Source organism: Comamonas sp., assembly GCF_009360615.1.
In the GTDB taxonomy this organism is placed as follows: Bacteria; Pseudomonadota; Gammaproteobacteria; order Burkholderiales; family Burkholderiaceae_C; genus Comamonas.
This window is the reverse complement of sequence record NZ_SPEY01000063.1, coordinates 14711-32554: the sequence shown is the minus strand read 5'-3', so window position 1 is coordinate 32554 and position 17844 is coordinate 14711. Positions and strand designations below refer to the sequence as shown.

General features: G+C 63.4%; 18 protein-coding genes and 1 tRNA gene. 14 read left to right on the top strand and 5 right to left on the bottom strand.

The window, feature by feature from the left end; all coding sequences use genetic code 11:
- The first annotated feature begins 100 nt into the window (after positions 1–100).
- A complete protein-coding gene (locus E2583_RS16975; RefSeq protein WP_291597390.1) occupies positions 101–382 on the top strand; it encodes a hypothetical protein in 282 nt (93 codons plus the stop codon).
- Positions 383–445: 63 nt separating this feature from the next.
- Here the strand turns inward: E2583_RS16975 and mutY are convergent, their stop codons facing one another.
- The 3 genes from mutY to mutM all read right to left on the bottom strand — a co-directional run bounded on the left by mutY (position 446) and on the right by mutM (position 4619).
- Positions 446–1513 (bottom strand): A/G-specific adenine glycosylase, encoded by a 1068-nt coding sequence (gene mutY, locus E2583_RS16970; RefSeq protein WP_291597389.1) that lies wholly within the window; start codon positions 1511–1513, stop codon positions 446–448.
- A 4-nt stretch (positions 1514–1517) separates the two neighbouring features.
- Positions 1518–3515, bottom strand: a complete 1998-nt coding sequence (locus tag E2583_RS16965) for a dynamin family protein (RefSeq protein ID WP_291597388.1) — start codon at positions 3513–3515, stop codon at positions 1518–1520.
- 252 nt (positions 3516–3767) lie between these two features.
- Entirely contained in the window at positions 3768–4619 is an 852-nt protein-coding gene (mutM, locus tag E2583_RS16960) for a bifunctional DNA-formamidopyrimidine glycosylase/DNA-(apurinic or apyrimidinic site) lyase (protein ID WP_291597387.1), read from the bottom strand.
- 50 nt (positions 4620–4669) lie between these two features.
- Between mutM and E2583_RS16955 the strand changes: the two genes are divergently transcribed.
- The 7 genes from E2583_RS16955 (at position 4670) to pth (ending at position 10554) form a co-directional block, all read left to right on the top strand.
- Positions 4670–6457 carry a tetratricopeptide repeat protein gene (locus E2583_RS16955; RefSeq protein WP_291597386.1) on the top strand — a complete coding sequence of 596 codons (1788 nt, stop codon included), beginning with the start codon at positions 4670–4672 and terminating at the stop codon, positions 6455–6457.
- Positions 6454–6975 carry a lipoprotein insertase outer membrane protein LolB gene (locus E2583_RS16950; protein WP_291597385.1) on the top strand — a complete coding sequence of 174 codons (522 nt, stop codon included), beginning with the start codon at positions 6454–6456 and terminating at the stop codon, positions 6973–6975. Before E2583_RS16955 ends, E2583_RS16950 begins: the two co-directional genes overlap by 4 nt.
- 57 nt (positions 6976–7032) lie before the next feature.
- Complete coding sequence (gene ispE, locus E2583_RS16945) at positions 7033–7896, top strand: 4-(cytidine 5'-diphospho)-2-C-methyl-D-erythritol kinase (RefSeq protein ID WP_291597391.1); 864 nt, start codon at positions 7033–7035, stop codon at positions 7894–7896.
- 30 nt (positions 7897–7926) lie between these two features.
- Positions 7927–8003, top strand: a tRNA-Gln gene (locus E2583_RS16940).
- A gap of 44 nt (positions 8004–8047) precedes the next feature.
- A complete protein-coding gene (locus E2583_RS16935) occupies positions 8048–9007 on the top strand; it encodes a ribose-phosphate pyrophosphokinase (RefSeq protein WP_003058452.1) in 960 nt (319 codons plus the stop codon).
- Between the two features lie 156 nt (positions 9008–9163).
- Positions 9164–9787: a 50S ribosomal protein L25/general stress protein Ctc gene (locus E2583_RS16930; RefSeq protein ID WP_291597384.1), complete on the top strand. Its 624-nt coding sequence runs from the start codon at positions 9164–9166 to the stop codon at positions 9785–9787.
- 128 nt (positions 9788–9915) lie between these two features.
- Positions 9916–10554: an aminoacyl-tRNA hydrolase gene (gene pth / locus E2583_RS16925; RefSeq protein WP_291597383.1), complete on the top strand. Its 639-nt coding sequence runs from the start codon at positions 9916–9918 to the stop codon at positions 10552–10554.
- Positions 10555–10634: 80 nt separating this feature from the next.
- Here the strand turns inward: pth and E2583_RS16920 are convergent, their stop codons facing one another.
- Positions 10635–10895, bottom strand: a complete 261-nt coding sequence (locus E2583_RS16920) for a YfhL family 4Fe-4S dicluster ferredoxin (RefSeq protein ID WP_291597382.1) — start codon at positions 10893–10895, stop codon at positions 10635–10637.
- A 173-nt stretch (positions 10896–11068) separates the two neighbouring features.
- Between E2583_RS16920 and E2583_RS16915 the strand changes: the two genes are divergently transcribed.
- The 5 genes from E2583_RS16915 to E2583_RS16895 all read left to right on the top strand — a co-directional run bounded on the left by E2583_RS16915 (position 11069) and on the right by E2583_RS16895 (position 16451).
- Positions 11069–12031, top strand: coding sequence for an ABC transporter permease (locus tag E2583_RS16915; RefSeq protein WP_003058458.1), 963 nt, complete (start codon positions 11069–11071; stop codon positions 12029–12031).
- Complete coding sequence (locus tag E2583_RS16910; RefSeq protein ID WP_291597381.1) at positions 12028–12933, top strand: ABC transporter permease; 906 nt, start codon at positions 12028–12030, stop codon at positions 12931–12933. Before E2583_RS16915 ends, E2583_RS16910 begins: the two co-directional genes overlap by 4 nt.
- A gap of 6 nt (positions 12934–12939) precedes the next feature.
- Positions 12940–13968, top strand: a complete 1029-nt coding sequence (locus tag E2583_RS16905) for an ABC transporter ATP-binding protein (protein ID WP_291597380.1) — start codon at positions 12940–12942, stop codon at positions 13966–13968.
- On the top strand, positions 13965–14795 hold the full coding sequence (locus E2583_RS16900) for an ATP-binding cassette domain-containing protein (protein ID WP_291597379.1): 831 nt from the start codon (positions 13965–13967) through the stop codon (positions 14793–14795). Before E2583_RS16905 ends, E2583_RS16900 begins: the two co-directional genes overlap by 4 nt.
- A gap of 168 nt (positions 14796–14963) precedes the next feature.
- A complete protein-coding gene (locus E2583_RS16895; RefSeq protein WP_291597378.1) occupies positions 14964–16451 on the top strand; it encodes an ABC transporter substrate-binding protein in 1488 nt (495 codons plus the stop codon).
- Positions 16452–16478: 27 nt separating this feature from the next.
- Here E2583_RS16895 and E2583_RS16890 read toward each other — a convergent pair whose 3' ends face one another.
- Positions 16479–17330 (bottom strand): LysR family transcriptional regulator, encoded by an 852-nt coding sequence (locus E2583_RS16890; RefSeq protein ID WP_291597377.1) that lies wholly within the window; start codon positions 17328–17330, stop codon positions 16479–16481.
- A gap of 111 nt (positions 17331–17441) precedes the next feature.
- Between E2583_RS16890 and E2583_RS16885 the strand changes: the two genes are divergently transcribed.
- Positions 17442–17834 carry a 4-oxalocrotonate tautomerase gene (locus tag E2583_RS16885; RefSeq protein ID WP_291597376.1) on the top strand — a complete coding sequence of 131 codons (393 nt, stop codon included), beginning with the start codon at positions 17442–17444 and terminating at the stop codon, positions 17832–17834.
- Positions 17835–17844: the final 10 nt, after the last annotated feature.

Below are 17844 nucleotides of genomic sequence, written 5' to 3'. Positions count from 1 at the left end.
TGGCCCTGGTCATGATCTGCACCCGCCATGTGGACTGGTACGCGTTTGGACGCAGCGAGAGCGACGTGCCGGACAAGTCTTCGAAACAAGAGGAGGCTGCATGAACCAGTCACGACACACCCCACAGGCTCAGGCCTTGCTGAACGTTTCGTCGCGCCATCTGCTCGGCGAACCTTGCCAGCTCAGCGTGCAGCAATACCAGCAACTCTGGCTGAGCGCACAGAGCCAAGGCGACCGCAGGGCACAGCAAGTCCTGCGCCAGCAGGTGGTGGCCGCCGGCCGGCAATTGCAGGCGCAGCGCAGCAACCCGCAGGCCAGGGCCCTGTGGCTGGCCTTGATGGGGCTGCGCTGCTCCATGCTGATGCCCCGATTGCGCTTCTGAAATCTGCAGCCATGAAAAAAGGTGACGCCGGCCGTCACCTTTTTTCATTCATGCGGCAGACGCTCAGGCCAGCTCGGCGTCGAGCAGCTTGCGGATCGGGGCCGGCAGACCCAGCTCGGCCCATGCCGCTGCATCCGCCCAGCAAGATTCATCGGCCTCTGACACCAGGGCGGCATGGGCCTGATCGACGGGCACCAGAACCGGATGCAGGTGCAGGTCCTTGTGGGTCAGCACATGCAGAAAGCCTGGAAGATCCTGCCAGCCCCGGGTCCCGTCCTGGGACCAGGCGGCCTGCGCATGGCTTTGCAGTGCCGCATAGTCTTCAAAGACCGGTGGGCTGTAAAGCCCGGCCCAGATACCGGCTTGCGGACGCTTTTGCAGCCATACGCGGCGCTGCGCATCCACCGCCAGCAGCAGCCACCAGGACTCGGAGCTGCGCTTGATCTTGCGCGTGCGCACAGGATAGTTCTCCGGGTTGCCGGCGCGGGCCGCCCGACATTCGGAATGCAAGGGGCACACCAGGCACGTGGGCTTGCGCGATGTGCAGACGCTGGCGCCCAGATCCATCATGCCCTGGGTGTAGCGCGGCATGGCTTCGTGCAGATTCTCGGTCGGGCACAGTTGCTGGGCATACTCCCACAGCTGCTTTTCATTTCTAGACTGCGCCAGATCCGCATCAAACGCCAGCACCCGTGTGAGAACACGGCGCACATTGGCATCCAGAATCGGCACCCGCTCTGAAAAGCAGAACGATGAAATGGCACCGGCCGTGGAACGGCCAATGCCCGACAGGGTCGCCAGCTCTTCGGCCGTTTGCGGAAAGGCCCCGCCCCACTGCTCCATCACGGTCTGCGCGCATTTGTGCAGATTGCGCGCACGGCTGTAGTAGCCCAGGCCGCTCCACAGCGCCAGCACGGCATCCTGAGGGGCGGCAGCCAGGCTGGCCACATTGGGAAAGGCATCCAGAAAACGCTGGTAGTAGCCCAGCACGGTACTGACCTGGGTCTGCTGCAGCATGATTTCGGACAGCCAGACGCGGTAAGGATCACGGGTCTGCTGCCAGGGCAGATGATTGCGGCCATGACTGGCCTGCCACTGCACGACGGCGGTGGCAATCGAAGGGAGAGTCAAGATTTCAGGCTACCAGGTTGATGTCCAGCGGCATGGAGGCGACTGGAGACCGCACGGCCTCGAGCGGATCCAGCAACTGCGCCGATACGCTGGTCAGCTGTGACTGCAGCGCTGCGAGGCGGGCTTGTGCGCTCTCCATGTCGGTAATGCGCTCTTCCAGCTCCGTGGCAGCGCCGCTGATGCGGTCCACCGCTTCCAGGCGGCGCGTGTAACTGCGTTTACGTTCGCGCAATTGTGCATCGACCGGCGCGGTCAGGGATTTGCTCCACATTTCCACGTCGTTCGATGCCGCCTCGAACACCGTGCGCAGACGCAGCGCCAGCGCCTTGATCAGGCGCTGCGAAAAATCGGCACTGCCGAGCCTGAGGGCACGGCTCAGCCCCAGATACTGGGTGTAACTGCCCTCGATGCCGCGCAAGTCATCCCTGAACTCGGACAGCACCAGCTGCGGCGGAGCCTGCAGGGAGAATCCGAATTCGGCATTGAGTTCCTTGAACGAAGCGCTCATCATGGCCTGGACCTCATCGGCCTGGACCTGCGCCCTGGCCGCGACGGCACGCAGACGCTCGAAGGTCTGCTCGTAGACACTGCGCAGCCCCAGCTTGAGGCCACGCTGATCCAGGGTCTGCTTCAGCTCCGACAGCTCTGCCTTCAAGGTGCTCGAGCTCAGAAGCTGGAAAAGCTCCTTGAGCATGCGCATGTGGATGTTTCGCATGGCCTGGATGCGGCTGGCGCTCTGGTCGAACTCCTGGTGCTCGGCCTCGATGCGGGCCCGCATGCTGGCAATCACCGTCGCATTCTTGCCGCGCAGACCGCAGAGTTCCGCCAGCTGGTCGTCGAGATCGCCGCGGCGCATGTTGATGACGCGCTCCACCTGCGACTGCAACTGCTGCACGTTGGTGCGCATGGCGGTCTGCAGCACTTTCTGACGCTGCCCCATGATGCCGTTGGCCAGCAGGTCCTCGAAGGCGGGCAGGCCGCTGGCCTGAAGCAGGCTGTCGTTGTGCCCCACCTTGGCCACCAGCCCTTTCTGCGCCGAGACGGGCAGCACGCGCTCCAGCGCCACCCCCAGCAACTGGGCCGAGTCCTGCTGCTGGCGGCGCAGCTGAGCCTGCACCTGGGCACCGGAGCTCAGGCTGTCCCACAGCGTATCCACCTTGTTGAGCACCACCAGACGCGACGCAGCCAGCGCTTCGTCGTCCCCGACCTTGCCTGCTCCTGCCGGCAGCACATGGTCACGCCAGATGGCCAGATCGGACTTGGTCACGCCGGTATCGGCGCCCAGCACAAAGACCACGGCATGCGCCTGAGGTATCAGATTGACCGTCAGCTCCGGTTCGGCTCCCACGGCATTCAGCCCGGGGGTGTCGAGAATCACCAGCCCCTGCTTGAGCAGAGGGTGAGGCATATTGATCAGGGCATGACGCCACATGGGCACTTCGACCCAGCCGTCGGCATCGACCATGGGGTTGTCGGCAGTCTCGTCGTCATGCCAGAAGCCCCAGGCCCTGGCCTGGTCGATGGAGACCTTGCGCACCTCGGCCACCTTGGCCAGGGTGTCCGCAATCTGCTGCGCATTGGCGATATCCAGCGGGTGCTGCACCCAGGCATCGGCGCGCATGCGCCACTGGCCCAGGCTTTCCGGCGACTCTCTGGTATCGATGGGCAGCAGACGCAGGCAGGGCGGCAGCTCCGGCTCCCACCCCAGTTCCGCCGGACACATGGTGGTGCGGCCTGCACTGGCCGGCATCAGCCGGCGGCCGTAATGGGCAAAGAAAACGGCATTGATCAGTTCGGACTTGCCGCGCGAAAACTCGGCCACAAAGGCCACCATGACCTTGTCCGAGCGCATCTGCTCCTCCAGTCTCTGCAGACGCTCCTGGACAGAGGCATCGAGCAGATCCTGTGCAATCAACCATTCACGCAACTCCTGCAGCTGGCTGGCAAAGCCCCGTCGCCACGCGCCATACTGACCGAACTGCTCGTTGAATGAAGCGGACACATCTACCCCTCTTGTTTGTCTGAGTCGGCGGTTCAGACAGAGCCGACCGCCCGATCAATATATAGCATTGCCCCTTGACGGCATCTACGGCGCTTCCAGGGGCCGGCCCGATCTTTCCCGCCAAGACGCCCCTTGCACCACCCTCCCGAACAGCGCCCATCCCAGGACATTTCGGTGCCTTCGAGCCAGAGCAGGCGGCAGCCTGGAATTGTGACGTCAAAACAAGGCTGAACGTATGCTTTATCTAAGGTATTAGCTATCAAATTCGGAGAATTTCGGGGCTTTCTGACAGCGTGCGCAGTAATAGGTACTGCGCTGCCCCTGCCGCATGAGCCGGATGGCCGCACCGCAATGCGTGCACGGCTGCCCCTCCCTGCCGTAGACCTGGGCCTGCAGCTGAAAGTGCCCCTCCATGCCGTTGGCAGCGGAAAAGTCGCGCAAGGTGGTGCCGCCTTTTTCCACCGCCAGGGCCAGCACGGCGCGAATGGCCTCATACAAAGCCCTGACCTTTCGCGGCCCCACATCACGTGCGGGGGTGGCGGGGTGGATGCGCGAGAGAAACAGCACCTCGGAGGCATAGATATTGCCGACACCGACGACCACGCTTCCGCCGAGCAGCAACTGCTTGATGGGAGAACGACTGGCGGCCAGCCCGGCTCTGAAGGCCGCCAGCGTGAACCCTTCGCTCAGCGGCTCCATGCCCAGATGGTCGAGCAGCTTGCGCGCCAGCGCATCGCCCTCTCCCGGCACATAGATCACCGCACCGAAGCGGCGTGGATCATGCAGGCGCAGCAGGCCACGCGATGTCTGCAGATCAAAGTGATCATGCGGCCCGCCATCGCCCAGCGGCACTTCGTCGAGGCCCACGAAGCGCAGGCTGCCCGACATGCCCAGGTGCATGAGCAGCAGGCCCTCGCTCAGGTCCAGCAACAGATACTTGCCGCGTCTGCGCACACCCAGCACCCCCCTGCCGACCAGCGCCTGCGGCAGCAGCCCCAGCGGCCAGCGCAACGGCTTTCCCAAGGTGACTGATTCAATCTGCGCCCCTGCAATACGGTCTGCAAAAGAGCGGCGCGTAACCTCGACTTCGGGCAACTCAGGCATGCAATCTCATCTTCGCCAAGTGTTCAACAAGCTTGGATTATTATGAGCTGATGGTTCATCCTCTACGTTTTCAGGGACTCGCCGTGGCCGCTGTTGTGGCCATGGGATCGGCAATCGCATCCGCCCAGCCCGCAGACCCGCCGGCCCAGCCGGACAAGATCGAGCAAAGCGCCGATCTCGAGCAGGCCGCAGAACGTGAGAATGAGCAGGCCGCCCTGTCTGCCGAGCTGTTCTACGAGATCCTGGTGGGGGAGATGGCGGCCCAGGAAGGCGCCCTGACGGACGCCCAGGCCCTGATGATGGAAGCGGCGCGCACCAGCAACAACGAAAAGCTCTATCGGCGCGCCACCGAACTGGCAGTCCAGTCCCGCTCGGGAGACCGGGCCCTGCGCAATGCCCGCGCCTGGCTGGAAGCCTACCCCGAGTCGCGCGCCGCCAACCGTGCCGTGCTGCGCATCCTGGTGGTGATGAACCGCATCGCAGACTCCGCCAGCTATCTGCGCCGCGAGGTCGAGCTGACTCCGCAAGCCAATCGCAGTGCCACTTTCCTGGCCATTACCCAGCTCTACAACAATGCCTCGGACAAGCCTCTGGCCGCCGATGTGGTCGAGCAAGCGCTGGAAATCGACTTCAAGGACCCGCAGAACGGCCCCGTGGCCTGGGCGACCGTAGGTCATATGCGCCTGCTCGCCGGTCAGAAGCCTGCCGCCTTGCAGGCGCTTCAGAACGGCGCCAAGCTGAGTCCCGAATCGGGAGCTGTCGCCCTGCTGGCCATGGAACTGCTGGAATCGGGCTCCGCCGAAGTGGAGCCGCTGGTCAAACGCTATCTTGAAAAGAATCATTCGCCCCAGCTGCGCCTGACCTATACCCGCGTGCTGCTGGGCCAGAAGCGCAATGCCGATGCCAAGAACCAGTTGCAGCTCATCACCCGGGAATCGCCCGAGTTTGCCGAAGCCTGGGCCATGCTTGCCAATCTGCAACTGCAGGACAACGAGTTGGATGCGGCCGACACATCGCTGACCCAGTTCAGCGCACTGCTGCCCAAACTGCCGCAAGGCGTGGGCCGCTCCGCCGGAGAATCCCAGCTCTATCTGCTCAGGGCCGATCTGGCCGAAAAGCGCCAGCGCTACGACGAAGCCGACATCTATCTGCAGCGCATCCCCGACTCCGCCAACCTGCTCAGCGTGCAGGCCCGCCGCGCCGATCTGCTGGTGCGCCAGGGCAAGATCAAGGAGGCGCGTGCCCTGATCCAGGCCATTCCGGCCAACGGCCCCAACCAGAAGCGCCTCAAGCAGATTGCCGAGGTGCAATTGCTGCGCGATGCAGGCCTGAACAAGGAAGCCTATGCACTGCAGGCCCAACTGCTGAGCCAGTTCCCCGATGACGTGGAGCTGGCCTACGACACGGCCATGCTGGCCGAACGAGCCGGGAATTTCAGCGAGATGGAGCGCCTGCTGCGCGACATCATCAAGCGCGCTCCCGACTTCAAGCATGCGTACAACGCATTGGGCTACTCCTATGCGGACCGCAATATCAAGCTGGAGGAGGCCCAGACGCTGATACAGACCGCGCTGGACATGCAGCCCGGCGATCCGTTCATCACCGACAGCCTGGGCTGGGTGAATTTTCGCCGCGGCGACCTGAACGAAGCCGAAAAGCTGCTGGAGCAGGCTTATGCCACGCGACAGGATGCCGAGATTGCCGCTCACCTGGGGGAAGTCCTCTGGGCACTTGGCAAGCAGGACCGCGCCCGGCTCGTATGGCGCCAGGGCCTGAAGGCCGACAGCAGCAATGACACGCTGCAGGAGACCCTCAAACGCCTCAAAGTCACACCATGAAGTGCCACCCGACCTTCTTGAAGATGCTTCCGGCCCTCGGACTGGCCCTGGGAGCGGCCATGCTTGGCGGCTGCGCCCAGCCCGTGCGGCAGCTGCAGCTCGATGCGACGGCCAGCCACCACTGGTCCGGCCGCATGGCACTCCAGGTCCAGGATGCTCAGCAACAATCCTTCAGCGCCGGCTTTGAGTTGCAGGGTCAACCCGAAAGTGGCACCTTGCTGGTCTTCAACCCTCTGGGCTCCATCATGGCAAGGCTGCAATGGACACGCGCCGGCGCCACCTTGCAGCAGGGCGATCAGATCATCCAGTCCGACTCGCTACCGGAACTCATCACCCGGATGACAGGCAGCGAGATTCCCGTCGCAGCTCTGTTCGACTGGCTGCAAGGCCGGGATACGGCCGTCAGTGGCTGGCAGACCGATCTTTCCCGCATCGGCGATGGCCGCCTGCGTGCCAACCGTATCAACCCGCCCCCCGAGGCGTCCTTGCGCATTGTTCTCGACCAGGACGCCCGCTGATCCGACAGCTTCCAGGCACCATCGCTGCACCGCTTTTTTTTGACTCACACACACGCGATGCACTCGCTCTATGACGTGCCGGCCCCGGCAAAGCTCAACCTCTTCTTGCACATCACTGGCCGCAGACCCGACGGCTATCACCTGCTGGAGTCCGTCTTCATGCTCATCGACTGGCACGATGTGCTGCATTTCGAACGCACTGCCAGCAGCCAGATCAGCCGTGAGGACCTCAACGGCGTCGCCCTGCCGGCCGATGATCTAATCACCCGTGCAGCCCGTGCCCTGCAGCAGGCCACGGGCTGCAGCCAGGGTGTACACATTGGCATCGAGAAGCAGTTGCCGGCCCAGGCCGGCATGGGCGGCGGATCGTCCGATGCAGCCAGCACGCTGATGGCGCTGAACCGTCTCTGGGACCTGAAGCTCTCGCGCCAGGAGCTGCAAGGCATCGGCCTGACACTCGGCGCCGATGTCCCCTTCTTTCTTTGCGGCCGCTCGGCATGGGTCAGCGGCATCGGTGAAGTCATCACCCCGCTGACCGGCGGCCACGCATTGCCCACGCAGCGGTTCGTGGTGATCAAGCCCGAACAAGGTCTGGAGACTGCCAGGATTTTTTCCAGCGAGTCGCTGAAACGTGACACAAAGCCTGCTATAGTCTCTGACTTCGCTGCAAATCACTTCGGTTTTGGCCGAAACGACTTGCAGCCCGTCGCAGAGGGCCTGCAGCCTGAAGTGAAGAAAGTCAGAAGATGGCTCGAATCACAGAAATTGCATGCTACAATGACGGGCTCAGGAAGTGCAGTATTTGCACCGATAACGCAAAATATTGATCTGGGCAGTGCCCCTGGCAGCTGGCAGATCAGAATTTGCAAAAATCTGGAAGAACACCCACTTCACAGCTGGATTCCAGAGAACAAGTTATAAGGCTGTTTGTCTTCGACAAAAGGCCTGTGTAGGGGAGTCGCCAAGTTGGTTAAGGCACCGGATTTTGATTCCGGCATGCGAAGGTTCGAATCCTTCTTCCCCTGCCAAACATCTTCTTGCGTCATAGCAACCCACAGCACTGGGACGCACAATGCATTCACATCACTCTGATTTCATGGTCTTCACGGGCAATGCCAATCCTGGCATGGCCGAAGAGATTGTTAAGCACCTCGGCACCACCCTGGGTGCTGCCGACGTTGGCCGTTTCTCCGATGGGGAAGTCGCGGTCGAGATCAAGCAGAACGTCCGTGCCCGCGACGTTTTCGTGGTTCAGTCCACCTGCGCCCCGACCAACGACAACCTGATGGAGCTGCTGGTCATGGTCGATGCCCTCAAGCGTGCATCGGCCGAGCGCATCTGCGCCGTGATCCCCTACTTCGGCTATGCCCGCCAGGATCGCCGCCCCCGCTCCAGCCGCGTCCCCATCACCGCCAAGGTCGTGGCCAACATGCTGCAGGCCGTGGGCGTCGAGCGCGTCCTGACCATGGACCTGCACGCCGACCAGATCCAGGGCTTCTTCGACATCCCCGTGGACAACATCTACGCCACCCCCGTGCTGCTGGGTGACCTGCGTCAGAAGAACTACGAAGACCTGATCGTCGTTTCCCCCGACGTTGGCGGTGTGGTGCGTGCTCGCGCCCTGGCCAAGGAACTGGGTTGCGATCTCGCCATCATCGACAAGCGTCGCCCCAAGGCGAACGTCTCCGAAGTCATGCATGTGATCGGCGATATCGACGGCCGCAACTGCGTGATCATGGACGACATGATCGATACGGCCGGCACGCTGGTGAAGGCTGCCGAAGTGCTCAAGCAGCGCGGCGCCAAGAACGTCTACGCCTACTGCTCGCACCCCATCTTCTCGGGCCCGGCCCTGGAACGCATCGGCAACGGCAGCGCGCTGGACGAAGTGGTGGTGACCAACACCATTCCCCTGAGCCCCGCCGCCCAGCAGTGCGGCAAGATTCGCCAGCTGTCCGTGGCTGGCCTGTTTGCCGAAACAATTCACCGCATTTCCACAGGCGATTCGGTGAGCAGTCTGTTTACCGCTTAAAATATCTGGTTTTTCGGCCTCGAGCCCAAGCAAACCTCCTTCGGGAGGTTTGACTGTTTCGAGGCCACCGCAAGAATCCACGGCCTTGCTGCAAGGTGCAGATTCTTTTATCAATCGGGCGAGACTGGTCGCGGTCCGCCCATCAAGGAGTTAGTTATGCAATTCGTCGCTACTGAGCGCGCCAAGCAAGGTACGGGTGCGAGCCGCCGTCTGCGTCTTTCGGGCAAGACCCCCGGTATCGTTTACGGTGCTGGTGAAGCCCAACTGATCGAAATCGATCACAACGCCCTGTGGCACGCTGTGCACAAGGAAGCTTTCCACTCCAGCATCCTGGACATGGAAATCAACGGTCAAGTGACCAAGGTCGTGCTGCGCGACGTGCAGTTCCACCCCTACAAGAAGCTGGTGCAACACATCGACTTCCAACGCGTGGACGCCAACACCAAGCTGCACATGAACGTGCCTCTGCACTTCGAAGGCGCTGCTGAATCCCCCGCCGTGAAGGTCGAGAACTGCACCGTGACTCCCCTGATGCACGAGCTGCAAGTGATCTGCGAACCCGCAAACCTGCCCGAGTTCATCACTGTGGACCTGAGCGCCCTGACTTCCAAGTCCGTGCTGGGCCTGCAAGCTCTGAAGCTGCCCAACGGCGTGAAGGCTGTGGTGCGCGGCGCCAACAAGAACCCTTCGCTGATCTCCATCAAGCTGCCCGAAGTGGCTCCTGCCGAAGGCGCTGCACCTGCTCCTGCAGCAGCTCCCGCCAAGAAGGGCAAGAAGTAATTTTTGCGCCCCCGGTGTGGTGCCTGGCACCGCACCCCAGAAAAAGCCCACCTCGGTGGGCTTTTTCTTTGCCCCATGCAGAACGCCCCCTCTCTGCCCAGCCCTGCGGGCAAGAAGATAATCGAGCAATGATCAAACTGTTTGTCGGCCTCGGCAATCCTGGCCCTGAATATGAAGACACCCGGCACAATGCCGGGTTCTGGTGGATCGATGCGCTGGCGCGCGAACTCAAGGTCACCCTGGTTCCCGAGCGCAGCTACTGGGGACTGATGGCCCGAACCAGCATCCAAGGGCAGAGCGTCTGGCTGCTGGAGCCGCAGACCTTCATGAATCTCTCGGGCAAGTCGGTCGGTGCACTGGCGCGATTCTTCAAGATCCAGCCCGAGGAAATCCTGGTCGTGCACGACGAACTGGACTTCGAACCCGGCGTGGTCAAGCTCAAGCTCGGCGGCAGCCACGGCGGCCACAACGGCTTGCGCGATATCCACGCCCAGCTGGGCTCGCCCAATTACTGGCGCCTGCGCGTGGGCATAGGACACCCCGGCCACAAGGGCGAGGTGGCCAACTGGGTTCTCAAGAAACCGGCCCCGGACCAGCTCACGCAGATCCAAGACGCCATCGCACATTCTCTCAAGGCATGGCCCGAGATGGTCGCCGGCCAGATGGACAAGGCCACTCTCGCCATTCACACGACCAAGACCCCACGCCCCAAGCCTGCCCGCAAGCCGGCGCCCGATGCCGCCCAGCCTGCTGGTGGCGAAGTCTGAACCTGGGGCAGAATGAAAATTAGCTCCTGAATCAGGAGCTAATTTCTCTTTATATACAAAGAATTAAGAACTTAAAAGCCTTAACTTTCTTTCTTGGCCTGCGTAAGCTGCTCATATTTTCTGAACAGCACTTCATGGCTTTCGATGTATTCGGGGTTCACAGGTATGCAGGCCACAGGGCAGATCTGCACGCACTGCGGCTCGTCAAAATGGCCCACGCACTCGGTGCACTTGTGCGGGTCGATTTCGTAGAACGCTTCGCCCATATAGATGGCATCGTTAGGGCACTCGGGCTCGCACACATCACAGTTGATGCATTCATCGGTAATCATCAATGCCATGTGCCAGCTCCTGTGCAGTTCTCGGTATCGGCCCACATTATCCCAAGCTCCCCAAGACATGGCTGCATCCGGGACAAAGCCTGCACCTCCAGGAAGCGGCACAATGGCCGCTATGCTGCGCAGCACGCACACGCCGCCTGCGCCCACTTCACGATGAAACAACGCCTCACGCCATGAGCATCTTCTTGCTCAAACGCCTGCTCACGCTGATTGCCACCTTGATCGGCGCCTCCATCGTGGTGTTTGCCGTGCTGGAAGTCCTGCCCGGCAATGCCGCCCAGATGCTCATGGGCCCCGATGCCGAGCCCGAGGCCGTGGCCGCCATGACGCAGCAGCTGGGCCTGGACCAACCCGCGCTGACGCGCTACTGGCAGTGGATCAGCGGCCTGCTGCAGGGCGATATGGGCAACAGCTATGCCTATGGCTCCGCCGTGACCGAGCTGGTCTGGGAGCGCCTTGCGGTGACCGTACCGCTGGCCGTCATGGCCATGTGCATCACCGCCGTGCTGGCCATTGCGGCGGGCGTGCTGGCCGCAGCCAACCACAAGCGCTGGGGCGATGTGGGCCTGATGGGCCTGGCCCAGATCGGCATTGCGATTCCCAATTTCTGGTTTGCGATTCTTCTGATCCTGCTGTTTTCGGTCAAGCTGCAATGGTTCTCGGCCGGCGGCTTTCCGGGCTGGAGCGAGGAAGCCGGTGGCGGCCTGCTGCCCGCGCTGCAGGCACTGCTGCTGCCTGCCGTGTCGCTGGCCGTGGTGCAGTCGGCCATCCTGGCGCGCATCACGCGCTCTGCGGTGCTGGAAGTGCTGCGCGAGGACTTTGTGCGCACCGCCCGCGCCAAGGGACTGTCACGCGGCGCGGCGCTCTGGCGCCATGTGCTGCGCAACGCCATGATTCCCGTCGTCACCGTCATGGGCCTGCAGTTCGCCAATCTGCTGGCCGGCACCATCGTGGTGGAGAACGTGTTCTATCTGCCGGGCCTGGGCCGGCTGATCTTTCAATCCATCTCCAACCGCGACGTGATCGTGGTGCGCAACTGCGTGCTGCTGCTGGCGGCCATGGTGGTGGTGGTGAATTTTGTCGTCGATGTGCTCTATGCCGCCATCGACCCCCGCCTCAAAGCCAGCGACCTATGAGCAGGCAGACCGATACCCGCTTTCGCGTGCCCGACTACCCGACACGCGCCTACTCGCGCACGAAGCCGCTCGGCCTTGGCCAGCGCGCCCGGCAGCACCGCAGCTTTGTGCTCGGTGCCTTGCTCACGGCCTTGCTGATTGCCGCCGCACTGCTGTCTTTTGTCTGGACGCCGGGCTCGGCCTACGAGATGGACATGGACGCCGCCCTGCAGGCCAGCAGCAGCCGGCACTGGCTGGGCACCGACGCCTTCGGACGCGACCTGGCCTCGCAGATTTTGGTCGGCGCGCGCGCCTCGATTGCGGTGGGCCTGATTGCCGTGGGCATAGGACTGGCGCTGGGCGTGCTGCTGGGTCTGGTCGCTGCCGCACGCCGCGGCTGGATCGAGGAAATCATCATGCGGCTGGCGGATTTCACCTTCGCCTTTCCGGCCTTGCTGTCGGCCATCATGCTCACGGCCGTCTACGGGCCGGGCATGGTCAATGCCATCATTGCCATCGGCATCTTCAACATTCCCACATTTGCGCGCATCACCCGCGCCTCGGCCAATGCCGTCTGGTCGCGCGATTATGTGATGGCGGCTCGCGCCTGCGGGCAAAGCCGCACGGCCATCACCTTGCGCCATGTGCTGCCCAATATTGCCTCGGTGCTGGTCGTGCAGGCCACCATCCAGTTCGCACTGGCCATTCTGGCCGAGGCCGCCCTGTCCTATCTTGGCCTGGGCACGCAGCCGCCCGAGCCCTCCTGGGGGCGCATGCTCAGCGAAGCCCAGACCCTGATGTTCCAGGCACCGCTGCTGGCCGTCTGGCCCGGCGTGGCCATCGCCCTCTCGGTCCTGGGCCTGAACCTGCTGGGCGACGGTCTGCGCGACCTGCTGGACCCCCGACTGACACGCGAGCGCTGATTCACCATGGCTTTGCTAGAAGTCTCCCACCTCTCCATCCATCTGCAAACCCAGCGCGGACGGGCCCAGGCCGTGCGCGACGTGTCCTTCTCGCTGGAGCGCGGCGCCACACTGGGCCTGATCGGCGAATCGGGCTGCGGCAAATCGCTGACGGCACTGGCGCTGATGGGACTGCTGCCCGAGCATGCCCAGCTGGAAGGCAGCATCCGGCTGGACGGCCGGGAACTGCTGGGTCTGAGCGAGCACCAGCTCTGTGCGCTGCGCGGCAACCGCATGGCCATGGTGTTTCAGGAGCCCATGAGCGCCCTCAACCCCGTGCACAGCATCGGCCGCCAGGTGGCAGAGCCGCTGCGCCTGCATCAGGGAATGAGCCGCGCCCAGGCCCGCGCCCGCGCCACGGAGCTGCTCGAGCGCGTGGGCATCCCACAGGCCGCACAGCGGCTCGACGACTACCCGCACCAGTTCTCTGGTGGCCAGCGCCAGCGCATCATGATTGCCATGGCCCTGGCCTGCGGGCCCGATCTGCTGGTGGCGGACGAACCCACCACCGCCCTTGACGTGACGGTGCAGCAGCGCATTCTGGATCTGCTGCAGGAACTGGTGGCCGAGCATTCCATGGCCCTGGTGCTCATCAGCCATGACCTGGGGGTGATTGCCCAGAATGTGGAGCAGTTGCTGGTCATGTACGGCGGCACCGTGGTCGAGTCCGGCATGACGGAAGCGGTGTTCGCCGGGCGCGCCCACCCCTACACGCGCGGCCTGTTTGCCGCCAGACCACAGCTCCAGGCCGCGCCTGCTGCAGGGCGTCTGCCCACCATCGCCGGGGCGGTACCGGAGCTCGTGGATCTGCCGGCAGGCTGCCCGTTTGCAGGCCGCTGCCCCCACACCCTGGGCGATTGCTATGTGCAGCCGCCCCCGGCCCGCACCCTGCACCAGCCCAGCATGGCGGCACCGGCCTCTCTGGCATTCTGGCGCCAGCCCCATGTGGCGCGCTGTCTGTATGAGTCGGTACTGGCGGCAGGAGCCAAGGCATGAGCAGGCAAGGCACTGCCGGGGCGACAGGAGCCGCCAGCGAATGGCTTTTGAGGGTCAGCGACCTGGAGCGAGCCTATGCGCGTCCTCGCACTTCGCTGTGGCACCGGCCGGAGCCGCTGCGGGCGCTGCGCGGCGTGAGCTTTGAGTTGCTGGCGGGACAGAGCCTGGGCGTGGTCGGCGAATCGGGCTCGGGAAAATCCACGCTGGCACGCCTGGTCATGGCACTGGATCGTCCCAGCGCAGGCACGGTGGAGCTGCTGGGCCGCGATCTCCATCAGCTGAGCGAGCGGGAGCTGCGCACCGCGCGGCGCGACTTCCAGATGGTGTTTCAGGATCCCTATGGATCGCTGGACCCGCGCATGACGGTGGAGCGCACCGTCAGCGAGCCGCTGGCAACCCTGAACGAGAAACCCGGCCGCGAGGCGCAGCGTCTCCAGGTACTGGAGGTGCTGGAACAGGTGGGCCTGCGCGCGCAGGATGCCGACAAATATCCGCATGAGTTCTCCGGCGGCCAGCGCCAGCGCATTGCGATTGCCCGCGCACTGATCACCCGCCCCCGGCTGATCGTGGCCGACGAGCCGGTCAGTGCGCTCGATGTCTCCGTACAGGCCCAGGTGCTCAATCTCATGCAGGACTTGCAACGCGAACTGGGCCTGTCCTATCTGTTCATCAGCCATGATCTGGCCGTGGTCCAGCATGTCTGCGATCAGGTCCTGGTGCTCCATCAGGGCCTGGTGGTGGAGCGCGGCACGCCGCGCCAGCTCTTCTCCGCGCCCGCTCACCCCTACACCCAGACCCTGGTCAGGGCTGCTCCGCGCATTCTGTGAGCCAGCCCGGCTCGGCATTGCTCTCGCGCACAGCAGCGATATGCCCGTGTCGGCCGCAAAGACGCTTGCGGCTGGTGTAAAAACGCATAGGAAACAAGTCCGCTCCCCGCGATGACTTGCAGCGCTTTCACAGGCCCCTGCGGCCTGCCCCCATCGGAGACTTTGTTGATGCTCAATCGCCGCTCCTTGCTGGCCAGCTCGGCTGCCAGCTTGCCCTTGTTTGCCGTCTGGCCAGCTCTCGCCCAGGCCAGGAAAGACAGTGTCACGCTGGCCATGACGCTGGAGCCGCCTGGACTCGACCCCACCGCCGGAGCCGCCTCTTCGATTGCCGAAGTCGTGCTCTACAACGTGTTCGAGACCCTGACCAAGATCAATGCCGACGGCAGTGTCTCGCCACTGCTGGCCGAAAGCTGGGAAGTCTCCCCCGACCTCAAGACCTACACTTTCCGCCTCCGCAAGGACGTGAAATTCCAGAACGGCGAGCCCTTCAATGCCAGCGCTGTCAAATTCTCGTTCGACCGTGCAGCGGCCGACAAGAGCACCAACAAGGACAAGCGCACCTTTGTCAACCTGGTCACCAAGGTTGTCGACGAGCACACGGTGGTGCTGAGCAACCAGGAGATCGACCCCGACTTTCTGTTCATGATGGGGCAGGCCACATCCATCATCGTCGAGCCCAAGAGTGCCGCCACCAATGCCACCAAGCCCGTGGGCACCGGCCCCTACCAGCTGGCGGCCTGGGCCAGGGGAGCATCGGTCACGCTGACCGCCTGGCCCGGGTACCGCTCGGCACAGGGCATCCGCATCCAGCGCGCCGTGTTCCGCTTCATCCCCGACCCTGCGGCGCAGGTTGCAGCCCTGCTGGCCGGCGATGTCGATGCCTTCCCGCGCGTGTCCCCGCGCAGCGTGGCCCAGTTCAAGACCAATGCCCGCTTTCAGGTGGTGGTGAGCAACTCGCGCGCCAAGACCATCCTGGCCATCAACAATGCGCGCAAGCCCTTGAACGATATCCGCGTGCGCCGAGCCATTGCCGCCGCCATCGACCGCAAGGCCGTGATTGCCGGCGCCGCCGACGGCTATGGCGTGCCCATCGGCAGCTACTACGTGCCCACGGCCTTTGGCTATGTGGATACCACGGGCGTAAACCCGTTCGATCTGGAAAAAGCCAAGGCACTGATGGCCGAAGCCGGCATCAAGACGCCGTTGACGCTGACCATGACGCTGCCACCCGCTCCCTATGCGCGCCAGGGCGGCGAGCTGATTGCGGCCCAGCTGGCCAAGATCGGCATCCGGCTCAAGCTGCAAAACGTGGAGTGGGCGCAATGGCTGTCGGGGACCTACACCAACAAGAACTACGACCTGACCATCATTTCGCATGTCGAGCCTTTCGATCTGGGCAACTTCGCCAAGCCCGACTACTACTGGGGCTACCAGTCCAGGGAGTTCAACGAGCTGTTCGACAAGATCAAGAGCACACCGCGCCCTGCCGATCGCGCACGCCTGCTTGGCGATGCCCAGCGCCTGCTGGCCCACGATGCGGTACATGGCTTTCTCTACACTCCACAGTGGGTGACCGTGGCGAACAAGAAACTGCGCGGGCTGTGGAAGGACATGCCGGTGTTCGTGAACGATCTCTCGGCACTGTCCTGGGGTTAGCACCGGATGCGCCGGGCTCTCTCTGGCTCAGAACGACCACTGCTGCAGGAGCAGCGTGCGCACCTGCGCCAGCAGCTCCGGCTCCTGGCCTTTCGCCGGGAGCAATCCAAACCAGACCGGGGGCAGGCCGGGCAGGTTCAGCCTCGCCGGCGCCGGCACCACACCCTCTCCCAGCGCCGAGGCATTGATGCAGGCCACCCCCAGGCCTGCCGCGATGGCCGATTGCAGGCCTGCAACGCCCGAAGCCTGATGCGCGATCTCATACGCAATGGCCCGCTTTTCCAGCTCCCGGATTGCCAGCTGATGCAAGGCGCAACTCTGCGGCAGCACCAGCAGCGGCAGCGGCCCTGCCTGCTGCCAGCCCGGCGCACTGGCCCACACCAGCGCCTCGCTGGAGCCCATGGGCTGCAGCTGCGTCTGTGCGCTGTCCAGTGACATCACCAGGCCGAGATCGCTGCGGCCTGATGACACGGCAACGTGCACTTCGGCGCTGCGCAACACGCTTACCTCCATGCGTACGCCAGGATGGATATGCGCCAGCTGCTTCAGCATCCGCGCCAACAGGCCGGGCTTGAAATAGTCCGTCACCGCCAGACGGATCCGTCCGCGCAGAGACTCTCCACGCAAGTCCAGGAGCGCCTCGTCGGCCATGGCTGTGATGCGGCGGGCATGCTCGAGCAACTGCAGACCGCTGCCGGTCGGCGTCACACCGGCCTTGCCGCGCAGCAGCAGCTGCTGACCCACACAGTCCTCCAGTTTCCTGATCTGTTCGCTGACCGCAGATTGGGACAGAAACAACCGGGGTGCGGCCGCGGTCAGGCTGCCGGCCTCGCTCACCGCAATCAGGGTTCTCAACTGGGAAATTTCGAGAGAGGGCATGCTCTATCCATCGGAAAAACCGCAGGTATCAATCATATCTTTCCGTTTTTCAAATGGATAGAGCATCCACAGAATGAGGCTGTCTTCACCAACCCATCCAGGGACAATGCCATGCCACATATCGACATCCAGCTATCGGGACAAGCCGATGCCCAGCTCGGCCGCGAAGTCAGCTCGCAGATTGCGCGCCTGACCCGGGACATCCTGCACAAGCAGCCCGAGCTCATCGCCATTTCCATTCGGTATGTGCCTGCCGATGCATGGTGGATCGACGGCCGCACGCTGGCCGAAACCGGCCATAGCTCGTTCTACCTGGGCATCAGCATCACCGACGAAACCAATACCAAGGCGGAAAAAGCGCTCTATCTGGAGGCCGTTCACCAGACCATGGCGGGCTTGCTGCCCAGGCTGCACGAGGTCTCCTATGTGCATCTGATCGATGCGCGTGCCGCGGCCTATGGATACGGAGGAAAAACGCAGGAGTTTCGCCACCAGCATCGCTAGGCCCTGTCCC

Excerpts from the sequence above, each read along its gene's own strand:
- E2583_RS16975 (WP_291597390.1), top strand. The coding sequence starts at position 101 with ATGAACCAGTCACGACACACCCCACAGGCTCAGGCCTTGCTGAACGTT.
- mutM (WP_291597387.1), bottom strand. The coding sequence starts at position 4,619 with ATGCCTGAGTTGCCCGAAGTCGAGGTTACGCGCCGCTCTTTTGCAGAC.
- E2583_RS16955 (WP_291597386.1), top strand. The coding sequence starts at position 4,670 with ATGGTTCATCCTCTACGTTTTCAGGGACTCGCCGTGGCCGCTGTTGTG.
- E2583_RS16950 (WP_291597385.1), top strand. The coding sequence starts at position 6,454 with ATGAAGTGCCACCCGACCTTCTTGAAGATGCTTCCGGCCCTCGGACTG.
- ispE (WP_291597391.1), top strand. The coding sequence starts at position 7,033 with ATGCACTCGCTCTATGACGTGCCGGCCCCGGCAAAGCTCAACCTCTTC.
- E2583_RS16935 (WP_003058452.1), top strand. The coding sequence starts at position 8,048 with ATGCATTCACATCACTCTGATTTCATGGTCTTCACGGGCAATGCCAAT.
- E2583_RS16930 (WP_291597384.1), top strand. The coding sequence starts at position 9,164 with ATGCAATTCGTCGCTACTGAGCGCGCCAAGCAAGGTACGGGTGCGAGC.
- pth (WP_291597383.1), top strand. The coding sequence starts at position 9,916 with ATGATCAAACTGTTTGTCGGCCTCGGCAATCCTGGCCCTGAATATGAA.
- E2583_RS16920 (WP_291597382.1), bottom strand. The coding sequence starts at position 10,895 with ATGGCATTGATGATTACCGATGAATGCATCAACTGTGATGTGTGCGAG.
- E2583_RS16915 (WP_003058458.1), top strand. The coding sequence starts at position 11,069 with ATGAGCATCTTCTTGCTCAAACGCCTGCTCACGCTGATTGCCACCTTG.
- E2583_RS16910 (WP_291597381.1), top strand. The coding sequence starts at position 12,028 with ATGAGCAGGCAGACCGATACCCGCTTTCGCGTGCCCGACTACCCGACA.
- E2583_RS16905 (WP_291597380.1), top strand. The coding sequence starts at position 12,940 with ATGGCTTTGCTAGAAGTCTCCCACCTCTCCATCCATCTGCAAACCCAG.
- E2583_RS16900 (WP_291597379.1), top strand. The coding sequence starts at position 13,965 with ATGAGCAGGCAAGGCACTGCCGGGGCGACAGGAGCCGCCAGCGAATGG.
- E2583_RS16895 (WP_291597378.1), top strand. The coding sequence starts at position 14,964 with ATGCTCAATCGCCGCTCCTTGCTGGCCAGCTCGGCTGCCAGCTTGCCC.
- E2583_RS16890 (WP_291597377.1), bottom strand. The coding sequence starts at position 17,330 with ATGCCCTCTCTCGAAATTTCCCAGTTGAGAACCCTGATTGCGGTGAGC.
- E2583_RS16885 (WP_291597376.1), top strand. The coding sequence starts at position 17,442 with ATGCCACATATCGACATCCAGCTATCGGGACAAGCCGATGCCCAGCTC.